Source organism: Streptomyces griseus (assembly GCF_001715295.1).
Classification (GTDB): Bacteria; Actinomycetota; Actinomycetes; order Streptomycetales; family Streptomycetaceae; genus Streptomyces; species Streptomyces griseus_G.
This window is the reverse complement of sequence record NZ_MDKB01000002.1, coordinates 992556-1005755: the sequence shown is the minus strand read 5'-3', so window position 1 is coordinate 1005755 and position 13200 is coordinate 992556. Positions and strand designations below refer to the sequence as shown.

The following is a 13200-nucleotide window of genomic DNA, read 5'->3' as shown; positions in this document are numbered from 1 at the left end:
ACGGACGCCCGGCTCCTCGGCCGGCCCCCGCTCCCGCGCCGTAGCACCCCGATCCACCAGGAGTACCGGGAGGCAGCAGTGAGGACAGCGACACTGGGACCCGCGGAGCGCGCCGAGGCGCTGGCCGCGATGGCCGAGCGCGAACTCGACGTGTTGGTCGTGGGAGCGGGCGTGGTCGGCGCCGGGACGGCTCTGGACGCGGCCACCAGAGGACTGACGACCGGTTTGGTCGAAGCGCGCGACTGGGCGGCCGGGACGTCCAGCAGATCGAGCAAGCTGATTCACGGTGGGCTGCGCTATCTGGAGATGCTGGACTTCGCGCTCGTACGGGAGGCGCTGAAGGAACGCGGGCTGCTCCTGGAGCGGCTCGCCCCGCATCTGGTGAAACCCGTCCCGTTCCTCTATCCCCTGCAGCACAAGGGGTGGGAGCGGCTGTACGCGGGTTCCGGTGTCGCCCTGTACGACGCCATGTCGGTCTCCTCCGGCCACGGCCGCGGGCTGCCCGTGCACCGGCACCTCTCACGCCGCCACGCCCTGCGGGTCGCGCCCGCCCTGAGGAAGGACGCGCTGGTCGGCGCGTTGCAGTACTACGACGCCCAGATGGACGACGCCCGCTACGTGGCCACACTCGTGCGCACGGCCGCCGGCTACGGCGCGCACGTGGCGAACCGGGCGCGTGTGGTCGGCTTCCTGCGGGAGGGTGAGCGGGTGGTCGGCGCGCGCGTGCAGGACGTCGAGGAGGGCGGGGAGTACGAGGTCAGGGCCAAGCAGGTGGTCAACGCCACCGGCGTGTGGACGGACGACACCCAGTCGCTGATCAATGAGCGCGGCCAGTTCCACGTCCGTGCCTCGAAGGGCATCCATCTGGTCGTCCCGAAGGACCGTATCCACTCCTCGACCGGGCTGATCCTGCGTACCGAGAAGTCCGTGCTCTTCGTGATCCCGTGGGGCCGGCACTGGATCGTCGGCACGACGGACACCGACTGGGACCTGGACAAGGCACACCCGGCCGCCTCCAGCGCCGACATCGACTACCTGCTCGAACGTGTCAACTCGGTCCTGAACACCCCGCTGACCAGGGACGACGTCGAAGGGGTTTACGCCGGGCTGCGGCCGCTGCTGGCCGGCGAGTCGGACGCCACGAGCAAGCTCTCGCGCGAACACACGGTGGCCCACCCCGCGCCGGGGCTGGTGGTCGTCGCGGGCGGCAAGTACACGACGTACCGGGTGATGGCGAAGGACGCCGTGGACGAGGCGGTGCACGGGCTGGACCAGCGGGTGGCGGACTGCGTCACGGAGGACATCCCGCTGCTGGGCGCCGAGGGTTACCGCGCCCTGTGGAACGCCCGCGCCAGGATCGCGGCCCGCACCGGGCTGCACGTCGTCCGGGTGGAGCATCTGCTCAACCGGTACGGCTCGATGGCAGAGGAGCTGCTCGAGCTGATCGAGGGCGACGCCTCGCTGGGCGACCCGCTGGCAGGGGCGGAGGACTACCTGCGCGCGGAGGTCGTCTACGCCGCCTCGCACGAAGGGGCCCGCCACGTCGACGACGTACTCACCCGCCGGACCCGTATCTCCATCGAGACGTTCGACCGGGGCACCCGCTGTGCGCGGGAGTGCGCCGACCTGATGGCACCGGTGCTGGGCTGGGACACGGGCCGGATCGAGCGCGAGGTCGAGCACTACCGTAAGAGGGTGGAGGCCGAGCGGGAGTCGCAGCGGCAGCCGGACGACCTGACGGCGGACGCGGCGCGGCTGGGCGCGCCTGACATCGTGCCGACCTGACGGCGGGTCCGGTCCCGTGCGGGCGGTCCGGGGGGTGGATTTGGCGGGAGGTCCGGTCCCGTGCGGGCGGTCCGGGGGGTGGATCCGGTGGGAGGTCCGGTCCCGTCCGGGCAGTCCGGGGAGCGCTCCGGTTCCGGCGGTGCCCTGCCCGGTCGGTCCGGGGACGGGCGGCCGGTTCCGGACCGGCAGGGCTGCCGGTTCGCGGCCGGGGGCGGACACCCGGTTCTGTGCCCGGCCCGTCCGCCGCGCAGGTCTCGTGCGGAGCGCGGGAGCCGGGGTGCGCCGGTGGTCCGCTGGGGGCCCGCCCTCGACGACGGACCGGGAAAGGGAGGACGATGCCGGGGTGGGGTGTGGTTCGCCGGGCAGGCGCGCCGTTCCGGAGGCGGGCGGAGCCGGGACGGGCGAGGCACCGAGAAGCACGCGGGGGACGGGCGTGGCAGGGGCTCCCTCCACCGGCCGCATCGTGGCCGACCGTGGACCCCGGACCATGACCGGTCCCGGGGTGAGGGACAATGAACGCTCTGCCAGGGTGGGTTGATCGCAGAGGGGACGCATGTCGGAGGCGGAGCAGGCACGGGAGCCCCAACGGGACAAGGACGGACGTCTCCTCGCGGGACGGTACCGACTCGGGGAGGTGCTCGGCCGGGGCGGCATGGGCACGGTCTGGCGTGCTGCCGACGAGACGCTGGGCCGCACGGTCGCGGTCAAGGAACTGCGGTTCCCCTCGGCCATCGACGAGGACGAGAAGCGCCGGCTGATCACCCGCACGCTGCGCGAGGCGAAAGCGATCGCGCGGATCCGCAACAACAGTGCGGTGACGGTCTACGACGTGGTCGACGAGGACGACCGGCCGTGGATCGTCATGGAGCTCATCGAGGGCAAGTCGCTCGCCGAGGTGATCCGCGAGGACGGGACGCTGACACCGAGGCGGGCGGCGGAGGTGGGTCTCGCCATCCTCGACGTGCTGCGCTCGGCGCACCGCCAGGGCATCCTGCACCGCGACGTGAAGCCCTCCAACGTACTGATCTCCGAGGACGGCAGGGTCGTCCTGACCGACTTCGGGATCGCCCAGGTGGAGGGCGACCCCTCCGTCACCTCCACGGGCATGCTCGTCGGTGCCCCCTCGTACATCTCGCCCGAGCGGGCCCGCGGGCACAAGCCGGGCCCGCCCGCCGACCTGTGGTCGCTCGGCGGACTGCTGTACGCGAGCGTCGAGGGCTGCCCTCCGTACGACAAGGGCTCGGCCATCGCCACGCTGACGGCCGTGATGACGGAGCCGGTCGATCCGCCCAAGAACGCCGGCCCGCTGACGGAGGTCATCTACGGCCTGCTGACCCGCGACCCCGAACAGCGGCTGGACGACGCGGGAGCGCGTGTCCTGCTCAACGCGGTGATCAACGCACCGGAGCAGCCGGAGGGGCCCGCCGGGCAGGCGGCCGACCGCACCCAGGTCATGGCACTGCCCACCATCACCGCGCCCGAGGCACCCAAGGGATCCAGGAGCGGCGGCAAGAAGGCCTCCGGTGCGGCCGCCGCCGGTACCGCCGCGGCCTCCGGGGCCGCGGGAGCCGCTGCCTCACGTGCCTCCACGCCGACCCCCCGTCCTTCGGCGGGCGCCGGGCCGACCGGCTCCGCGGCCCGCGCCGGCACCGCGAGCCCGGCCGGACCGGGAGCCCCCGCGGGCTCCGCGACCCCCACCGGTTCCGCATCCACCCCGGCCATCGGCACCGCGGCCGGGGAGAGCACGCGGGAACGGCTCCGCGGTGCGCTGCGCTCCGTACGGAACGCGAAGACCCCGACGGCCACGGCCACGGCCTCCGCCCCGGGCCAGGGCATACCGCCGCGTCCGGCGGGCCCGTCCGCCCCGGTCCGGGCGTCGATCACCGACGTCGTACCGCGCCGCACGCTGGCGGTCGTCGCCGGGGTCGTCGTACTGGCCGTGCTCGGCACGGTCCTGGCGCTCACCCTCGGCGACGACGAGGGTGAGCAGGGCCGTACCACCGGGGGCGGCGCCACCGCGTCCGCCGGAGCCACGGTCGACGGCGGCACGGACGCCGGGTCCGGCAAGGAGACGGACAGCGGCAAGGGCAGTGGCACGGACGACGCCGCGAAGGACGACCGAGGAGAGGACAAGGGCAAGGGCAAGGGGTCCGACGACTCTTCGGGAACTCCGGAGAGCGGTGCCCCGGCCGGCGACGGGCTGCCCGCGGGGTACAAGAAGGTCACCGGTAAGCGGTTCCACTTCACCATGGCGATGCCCGCGAACTTCCGGCTCGCCGGTATAGCAGGCCAGAACTCCGGTGGCATCTACAACGCCGACGGCGGCTTCCCGCGTGTCCAGGTCGACTACAACTCCTCCCCGAAGGACGACGCGGCAGCCGCCTGGGCAGGGGCGGTCTCGGCCACCAAGAGCCTCAGCGACGGCTACAAGCACATCCGGATCAAGCCGGTCGAGTACAACGGCTATCCGACCGTGGCTGACTGGGAGTTCACCCGCAATCAGCAGGGCAAGAGGATCCGTGTCCTCAACCGGGGATTCAAGGCCGACGCCACCCACGGCTACTCGATCATGATCAGCTGCAGGGCGGACGCATGGGACGGCGAGGAGTGCCGGACGCTGCGCGAGACGGCGTTCGCCACGTTCGAGCCCACCGACTGACCGGCACCGGCCTCGCGGGGCGGCACCTGGCGTGTGCCGCAGGTGGCGCCGCCCGGGAGGCCGGGCCCGGCGGCGTCCGGTGCGTGCGGTCGCGAGGTGAAGCGGCTCCCCGGAACCGGGCGTACCGGGGGATACCGGCACCGCGGTGCGCGTGCGTGCCAGGCTCCCCCGGACGGAACGGGCGTTCGGAACACGCCCGGGGCCGTCCTGTGCGGCCGGGTTGCGCAGACCCGGCGGCACGGCCGCCACTTGCCCCGTATCGTGAGAGGCCGAAGACCGTGCGCGGCCTGGACCACGGGGTAAGTGCACACCAAGTGACCGTGATTGGCGGCTGTGACCGGTCCTCGTGACCGGGGGACAGCGCGCTCTGGGGAGGTGTCGTGGACGACTACGCGGGTCGGGTACTCGCCGACCGCTACCGCCTTCCGCTGCCCCCGTCCGACGCGTACGAACTGGCCGAGACCCGGGCGTTCGACACCTACAGCGGGCAGGAGGTCCTGGTCCGCCAGGTGCCGTTGCCGGAGGTCGTGGACGCCGAGGTGCTGGACGCCGACGGGCCGTCAGCGGTCGCCCGGAGGACCGCCGGACGTACGATGCGCCGGTCCACGGACCCCGCGGTCCGGCGGGCGATCGAGGCGGCCCAGGCGGCGGCCCAGGTCCCCGACCACCCGCGGCTGGACCAGGTCTTCGACGTGTTCGCCGAGGCGGGATCGCTGTGGATAGTGAGTGAACTGGTCGCCGCCAGGCCGCTCGCGGCGCTCCTGGCCGAGCGCCCGCTCAGTCCGTACCGTGCCGCCGAGATCGGCTCCGACGTGCTGACCGCCCTGCGGGTGCTGCACGCACACGGCTGGACCCACCGCAACATCACCGTCCGCACGGTCCTCGTCTGCGACGACGGCCGTGTCGTGCTGACCGGTCTGGCGGCCGGCGCCGCCGAGGAGGCGCTGTGCGGGTACGTTCCCGTGCCGCAGACCGAGGACGAGGGAGCGTACGGGCCTCCGGCGGTCGAGACGGGCCCCACCGGCCCGTACGAGCCGCCGTTCGCCCCGGACCCGCTGCCCGCCCCCGAGGAGACCTCCGCCGGGGTGCCGGCGGCACGCCCCTACGCCGAGATCGAGGCGGTGCGCCCGCCCGGGGCCGAGGGGGAGAGCGACCCGGCGAGCGACCGGGAGGACGGCGGCCGGGGCGGACAGGAGCTCGTCCCCCGGCCCGCGCGCCCCGCGGTGCCCGTGGTGGAGCCCGGGGCGGGCGGCGCGGCACAGCTGCGTGCGGCCCGCGCCGGAGCCATCGCGGCCTACCGTGCGGGTGCCCGCGCCGCGGCCAGGGCCGACGAGGGCCTGCCGCCCGCCGCCCGGCAGAGCGGCCGGCCGGGCGAGGACGTCCCCCGCCAGGACCCGTCGCGTACGGGCCGGCCGGGCGAGGACGCGCCCGACGGCGGCGCGGCCCACCCGCGCCCCCCGTACGGCGCCACCTCCCGCGAGGCCCGCCCGTACGACGACGGGCACCACGGCGCCCCGTACGACGACGGGCACCACGGCGCCCCGTACGGCGACGGGCAGCACACAGCCCCGGCCGACGAGGTTCCGTACGAGGCTTGGTCCGAGGAGGACCGGTCGCGGGAAGACCCGAGGTACGGGGGCCGGCCCCAGGGCACGCCGCCGTACGGCGCCCCGGCCTACGGCGCCCCCGCGCCGGAGGACGACGAGCACGACGCCTACGACGGCGGGGACGACGACCCCGAGGACGACGACCCCGGCCTCCTGCCCCCGGGCCGGTGGGTCCACCTCGCCGGTACGTGGGACGACGGCCCCGGCGCCGGCCGCCCCGTGCCCGCGGGCGGCTCGGGCCGCTCCGGCGAGGACGCGCTCCGCGCAGACGCCCGTCGCCCGGGCGGCGGGCCGGAGAGCAGGGACCGGCAGCAGCAGCCGGTGGCCGCACGGGCGTCCACCGGAGGATGGGACGCGGTCGTCGCCACCGGCGGCGGCGGGGAGACCCCCGCCTATCGTGGCCCCGCCACCCCCCTCGCCGCCGAACGCGCCCGGCAGGCCCGTATCGCCGTGGTCGGCGCCGTCACGGAGCGCTGGGCGCCCGAGCAGGCCGGGCCCGTCCACGACAACTGGCAGCTGGCCCCGCCCATCGGCCCGTCCACCGACCTGTGGGCGCTCGGTGCCCTGCTCTACCGTGCGGTGCAGGGCCACGCGCCCTACCCGGAGGAGAACGCGGCCGAGCTCGTGCAGATGGTCTGTGCGGAACCGCCCGCCTTCGCGGAGGACTGCGGACCCCTCCGTCCCGTCGTCGAGTCGCTGCTGCGTCAGGACCCCACGGAGCGACCGGACTTCGAGGAGCTGCGCGGCTGGATGCGCTCGCTCGTGCGCTCGGCTCCGGAGCCCGAGGCCGGCATCGACGTCGTGCCGCTGCCGCCCGTCGACGCCACCCGCCTGCCCGTCGTGCGCCGCAGGGGCGAACTGGTGCGCAGGCGCCGGGGGCGTGGGGCCGCGCACGGCCGCCACCGGCAGAGCAGGCCTCAGCGCTACGAGAAGCCGCCCCGTGCTCCCCGTGCGCCCAAGGAGCCCAAGGTTCTGCGTCAGCCGGCGCCGGGCGCACGCCCGCCGCGACGGCTGGGCCGGCTGCTGCTCGTCCTGATCCTGCTGTTGACGGCCGCGGCCGTGGCCTACGCCGTGATGTTCATGCCCGAGGGAGGATCCGGGCCGGACACGAAGACCGGGTCGCAGCCCCGGCCCTCCGGTTCCGCCGCGGAGGCACCGGCCGGACCGGCGCCCGACGCGAGCGCGTCGGACGGATCGTCCGCGGGCTCCGCAGGCTCCTCCGGCTCGCAGCAGCCGCAGACCAGCCACTCCGCCACCACCCTCGCCCCCGGCCATGTGCTGCGCAAGGATCCGGAGGGGTTCGAGATCGGTGTCCCGAAGGAGTGGCAGCGCAGCCCGGCCAACGCGGACCGTCAGATCCGTTACGGCAGCGACGGGTTCAGCGTGCTCGTCGTACCCGGCAGGGACACCGTCAAGGCCAACGGTTCCGACCCGCTGGACTACCAGCGCAGCGGCGAACCCGAGCTCAAGCCCTTCCGGGAGTCCAGCTGGGCCACGTCCACGGGCCTGCGCCGGGTCGACGTCGGGCGACAGGCCATGGCCGAGGGGCAGTTCACCTGGCAGGAGAGCGGTGGGCGCGAGGTGTACGTACGCAACCTCGTCATGATCGTGGACGGCAGGTACCACATCATCCAGGCGATCGGCCCGGAGAACGAGCGTGACAAGGTGTCCGATCTCTACGAACAGGCCATCTCCACCTACCGCGTGACGTCCTGACACGTAGTCGGGACACAGGACAAGCATCACAGTGCGGTCTCGTGGGCGGTGCGAGGTTACGCCGGGCCGCCCCCCTCCGTAACCTGTCGTTCGAAGGAATGGGGCGGGGACATACGTGGAACACGCGCAGAGCACGGGAGCGGGAATCGTACTGGCCGGGCGGTACCGGCTCGGTGAGGTTCTCGGCCGCGGGGGCATGGGCAAGGTCTGGCGGGCTCAGGACGAGGTGCTGCACCGGACCGTCGCCGTCAAGGAGTTGACCGCCGGCCTGTACGCCGCCGAGGCCGACAGGGCGGTGCTCCACGCCCGTACGCAGAAGGAGGCGCGTGCTGCGGCGCGGATCACTCACCCCGGGGTCGTCACCGTCCACGACGTCATCGAGTACGACCACCGCCCCTGGATCGTCATGCAGTACGTCGACGGGCCGTCGCTCGCCGACGCGACCAAGGAGCGCGGCGAGGTCGAGGCGCGCGAGGCCGCCCGGATCGGCCTCCACGTCCTGAGCGCCCTGCGGGCCGCGCACGGCGCCGGGGTGCTGCACCGTGACGTCAAGCCCGCGAACGTCCTGCTCGCCCGCGACGGGCAGGTGCTGCTCACCGACTTCGGGATCGCCGCGATCGAGGGTGACTCCACCATCACCAGGACCGGCGAACTGGTCGGCTCCATCGACTACCTGGCACCCGAACGGGTACGCGGCGGCGACCCGGGCCCCGCGTCCGACCTCTGGTCGCTGGGCGCCACCCTCTACACGGCCGTCGAGGGGCAGTCGCCCTTCCGCCGTTCGTCGCCGATCTCCACGATGCAGGCCGTCGTCACGGAGGAACCGCCACCGCCGATGCGGGGCGGCGCGCTGGAACCCGTGATCACGGCGCTCCTGCGCAAGGACCCGGCGGACCGGCCGACCGCCGAAGAGGCGGAACGGATGCTGCTGGACGCGATGGAGGGGCGCAAGCCCCGCGCCGCACAGGCCCACGTGCCCACGCAGCGGATGTCCGGGGAGGATCTGCGCGCCTTCTCCGCCCCCGACGGGGCGACGGCCCACCTCGCCCGGCCCCTGCCCCCGCCGCCCACCGCCCCGCACACCCCGGCGCCCCCCACCCGGCGCGGCAGGGGCCGGTGGCGTACGGCCGCGCTCGTCATCGCGCTCGCCGCGCTCATCGGAGGGGCGGCCGGCCTCGTCGCGATGAAGTACGCGGACGACAGGGGGAGTACGGACGACGGCTCGGGGGAGCGGACCGCCACCGGACCAGAGACGCCCGGCCCTTCCCCCTCGGCGCGGGACTCCGGCACCTCGCCGTCAGCGGAGGACGCGACGGGCTCGTCCGGCGGGAACGCGCAGCCCGTGAAGGACCTACCGGACGGCTGGCACCGGGTGCAGGACCCGGAGGGCTTCAGCGTCGCCGTCCCCGACGGCTGGACGCGGCAGACGGACGGCGGCCAGATCGACTACACCCCGGACAACGGGGCGCACCGCATCCGGTTCAGCGTCGATCCGCAGCCCGACTTCGACAACTCCTACCTGCACATGCTGGGCATCGAGAAGGACCTCGCGGTACGGCTGCCGGGGTACCAGCGGCTCACCCTGCACTCCAACGTCTTCCGCGACCGGCCTGGCTCCCTCTGGGAGTTCACCTGGGTCGAGTCCAAGGACCACCCGGGGCCGCGCCACGGGATCGACCAGATGTACTTCGGTGAGACGGGCGGCCCGGAGTACGCGATCTACATGACGGGCCCCGAGGAGGACTGGGCCGAGAGCCGGGAACGCTTCGAGACGATGCTCCGCAGCTGGCAGCCTCCGCCGCAGTAGCCCAGCCGGGCCGCCCGCTGCCTCGCGACTGTCACGGCTCTGCACCCGGTGAGGCATCCCTGTGGCAACTCGCGGCCCGCTTCGCCAGGATGTTGCCCATGAACCACGATGGGGGACGGGCGAACGAGCCCACCAGCTACGAGCTCCGGCCGCCGCACGCCCCGCAGGGTGGCGCGCCCGGGGCGGTTCCGGTGCCGCCGCAGGCACCGACGCCGCCCGGCGCCCCGCACGGGCCCACGCCGACCGTCACCGACCCCAACCCGGAGGGCGCGCCCCACCGTGTCCTGGGCGGCAGGTACCGGCTCACGGGGCGGCTCGGGCACGGCGGCATGGGGACGGTCTGGCGGGCGCACGACGACGTGGTGGACCGTGAGGTGGCCGTCAAGGAACCGCGGGTGCCGGACCACCTGGGGGAGCGCGAGCGGGCCAACGTCTATCTGCGCATGCAGCGCGAGGCGCGTGCGGCTGCCCGGATCGACCACCCCAGCGTCGTCACCGTGCACGACGTGGTGGTCGAGGACGGCAAGCCGTGGATCGTCATGGAACTGGTCAGCGGCCAGTCGCTCGGCGACCGGCTGCGGGAGGGCACCCTCGACCCCCGTGAGGCCGCGAGGATCGGCCTCGCAGTCCTCGGCGCGCTGAGCGCCGCGCACCGGGCCGGGGTGCTGCACCGCGACGTCAAGCCGGACAACGTCCTGCTCGGGCGCGAGGACCGGGTCGTCCTCACCGATTTCGGCATCGCCCAGGTCGAGGGCGAGCAGCGGCTCACGGAGACGGGATCCTTCGTCGGCTCGCCCGAGTACATCGCGCCGGAGCGGGTGCTGGGCCGGCTGCCCGGACCCGAGTCGGACCTGTGGTCGCTGGGGGTCGTGCTCTACGCGGCCGTGGAGGGCATGTCCCCGTACCGCCGTTCCCACACGCCGGCCACCCTGCAGGCGGTCCTCTCGGCGGAGCCGCAGATGCCGGCCCGGGGCGCCGGCGCCTTCGGGACGCTCGTCATGCAGCTGCTCCGCAAGGATCCGGCCGCGCGGCCCGGCCCCGCCGAGATCCGGGCGGCTCTCGAATCGGTGGCGGTGGCCCCCGCCCCGGAGTTCACCCGGCCGTACGGGGGCGGCTCCTCGGTCGGCAGCCGGTGGGTGCCGCCCGTGCTGCACGGCAACCGGGCCGCGCAGTTCGGACTGGGCGGCGCGGTGCTCGCCGTCGCCCTGGCGCTCGTGCTGCTCCTCGCCAACCCGTTCACGGGCGGCGGGACGCCCGAGGGCTGGCAGATCAGGCCGGAGAACGAGGTGCTCTCGGCGGATGTGGCGGTACCCGAGGAGTACCAGCGCGAGCAGGGGGACGACGGCGACGTCGTCTGGTACAAGGACCCCAGCGGCGTCTTCGAGATCGACTTCTGGCACCGCGGGCTGCCGGGCGAGGACGCCGTCGGCGCGGGCGCGGACGAGCCGGGTGCCGACCCGGAGGCCCGCAAGGCGTACTACGAGAAGGGCGGGGCGGCCACCACGGAGATGAAGGACGCCACCGTCACGTCCACGAAGACCGAGCACCAGGGCCGCACGGCCTACGACATGGTGGTGGAGTACACCCCGTACTCCGCGACCGACGACGAGCCGCTGCGGTACCGCTTCCACGAGCTCCTGATCCCGGGGAAGGCCGAGAGTGATCCGTACTGGCACGTCCGGGTGAGGATGCCCGCGGCGGGCCAGGCGGCGAAGGACGGGGAAAAGATCTACGACGAGGTCACCGAGGGCCTGAAGATTCACGAATCCTGACGTGCCACCGGCAGATAGCCCCTGATCAGCGGTTATGTAGCCAGTGATCACTGGCTGGGTCGTCGGGGCCGGCCGCAGGTGTGGCGCGGGGTCTGTGAAAACCTGTTACCGACGGGTACCCAAAGCCGGCGGGTGGACATACCCTCGCCCACATGACGGACTCGCAGGCCTCCACGACCACCTCCGCCGCCTCCGGCACCCGCGTCGGTACGAACCCGGTGGCCGCCGTTCCCGCCGGGGTGCGCACCGCGGCCGACGTGGTGACACCCGAGGTGATCGCCCGGCTGACCCGCGGCGTCGTCGGCTCCGGGCGCACGGCCAACCACACCCCCTTCACCGGGGCGAAGCTGGCCGACCTCCCCGAGTCGACCCCCGAGGACGTCGCCGCCGCCTACGAACGCGCCCGCGCCGCCCAGCCCGCCTGGGCGGCGGCACCCGTCCGGGTCAGGGCCGCCGTACTGCTGCGCTTCCACGATCTGGTCCTCCAGCGTCAGTCCGAGGTCCTCGACCTCATCCAGCTGGAGACCGGCAAGGCCAGGCTCCACGCCCACGAGGAGGTCCAGGCCGTCGCCGTGTCGGCCCGGCACTACGGGCGCAGGGCCGCCGCCTATCTGAAGCCGAGGCGCCACACCGGGGTGGTGCCGGCCCTGACCAAGGTCACCGAGCTGCGGCAGCCGCGCGGCGTCGTCGGCCAGATCGCCCCCTGGAACTACCCTCTCGAACTGTCCGTCGGTGACGCGCTGCCGGCCCTCGTCTCCGGCAACGCCGTGGTGATGAAGCCCGACACGGAGACCGCGCTGACCGCCCTGTGGGCCCGCGACCTGCTGATCGAGGCCGGGCTGCCCGCCGAGGTGTTCCAGGTCGTGCTCGGCGACGGCCCGGTCGTCGGTCCCGAGGTCGTCAGGCACGCCGACTACGTCTCCTTCACCGGCTCCACCCGTACCGGCCGCGAGGTCGCCCAGGGCGCCGCCGCCCGGCTCGTCGGCGTCTCGCTGGAGCTCGGCGGCAAGAACGCCATGCTCGTCCTCGAGGACGCCGACGTGGAGAAGGCCGCCGCGGGCGCCGTCCGCGCCTGCTTCTCCTCCGCCGGCCAGCTCTGCATCTCCATCGAGCGGCTGTACGTCCACGAGTCCGTCGCCGACGCGTTCGTGGAGCGCTTCGCCGCCCGTACGAAGGCGATGCGGCTCGGCAGCTCCCTGGCCTACGGCGCCGACATGGGCTCCCTCGTCGGCGAACGCCAGCTGGAGACCGTCACCCGGCACGTCGCCGAGGCCGTCGAGAAGGGCGCCACCCTCGTCGCGGGCGGTGTCGCCCGGCCCGACATCGGCCCGCTGTTCTACGAGCCGACGATCCTGGACGGCGTGCAGGCGCCCATGGCCGTCTGCACCCAGGAGACCTTCGGCCCCGTCGTCTCGGTCTACCGCTTCAGCGACGAGAACGAGGCCGTCGCCCTCGCCAACGCCACCCCGTACGGCCTCAACTCCAGCGTGTGGACCAAGGACGCGCGGCGCGGCCACCGGATCGCCGCCCGGCTGCGGACCGGCACCGTCAACATCAACGAGGGGTACGCACCCGCGTACGGCAGTGTCCGGTCCCCGATGGGCGGGATGAAGGACTCCGGCCTCGGCCGGCGCCACGGCTCCGAGGGCATCCTCAAGTACACCGAGTCCCAGACGGTCGCCCAGCAGCGGCTGATGCCGCTCGCGCCGGCCTTCGGGATGGACGACGAGAAGTACGCGGCCTTCATGAGCCGCAGCCTCAAGGCGATGAAGGCCCTCCGGCTGCGCTGACCCCCGGGCGGGGGTGCCGTCTCCGCGACGGCCTCCGTCCGGGACTCGGCCGCTTCCGTTCCTG

6 protein-coding genes are annotated in these 13200 nt (G+C 73.8%); all 6 read left to right on the top strand.

The genetic code is table 11. The annotated features are described in order from the left end of the window. Positions 1-78: 78 nt before the first annotated feature. The 6 genes from BA175_RS10930 (at position 79) to BA175_RS10905 (ending at position 13136) form a co-directional block, all read left to right on the top strand. A complete protein-coding gene (locus BA175_RS10930) occupies positions 79-1785 on the top strand; it encodes a glycerol-3-phosphate dehydrogenase/oxidase (RefSeq protein WP_069172050.1) in 1707 nt (568 codons plus the stop codon). Between the two features lie 553 nt (positions 1786-2338). Further along, positions 2339-4444, top strand: coding sequence for a serine/threonine-protein kinase (locus BA175_RS10925; RefSeq protein ID WP_069171115.1), 2106 nt, complete (start codon positions 2339-2341; stop codon positions 4442-4444). 380 nt (positions 4445-4824) lie between these two features. After that, on the top strand, positions 4825-7767 hold the full coding sequence (locus tag BA175_RS10920; protein WP_069171114.1) for a protein kinase: 2943 nt from the start codon (positions 4825-4827) through the stop codon (positions 7765-7767). 115 nt (positions 7768-7882) lie between these two features. After that, positions 7883-9574, top strand: a complete 1692-nt coding sequence (locus BA175_RS10915) for a serine/threonine-protein kinase (protein ID WP_069171113.1) — start codon at positions 7883-7885, stop codon at positions 9572-9574. 98 nt (positions 9575-9672) lie between these two features. Continuing rightward, positions 9673-11346, top strand: coding sequence for a serine/threonine-protein kinase (locus BA175_RS10910; RefSeq protein ID WP_069171112.1), 1674 nt, complete (start codon positions 9673-9675; stop codon positions 11344-11346). A 152-nt stretch (positions 11347-11498) separates the two neighbouring features. After that, a complete protein-coding gene (locus BA175_RS10905; RefSeq protein ID WP_069171111.1) occupies positions 11499-13136 on the top strand; it encodes a succinic semialdehyde dehydrogenase in 1638 nt (545 codons plus the stop codon). Positions 13137-13200 lie beyond the last annotated feature (64 nt).

What these genes read in the sequence shown, in the direction of transcription:
- BA175_RS10925 (WP_069171115.1), top strand. Translation starts at nt 2,339, where the DNA reads ATGTCGGAGGCGGAGCAGGCACGGGAGCCCCAACGGGACAAGGACGGA.
- BA175_RS10905 (WP_069171111.1), top strand. Translation starts at nt 11,499, where the DNA reads ATGACGGACTCGCAGGCCTCCACGACCACCTCCGCCGCCTCCGGCACC.
- BA175_RS10910 (WP_069171112.1), top strand. Translation starts at nt 9,673, where the DNA reads ATGAACCACGATGGGGGACGGGCGAACGAGCCCACCAGCTACGAGCTC.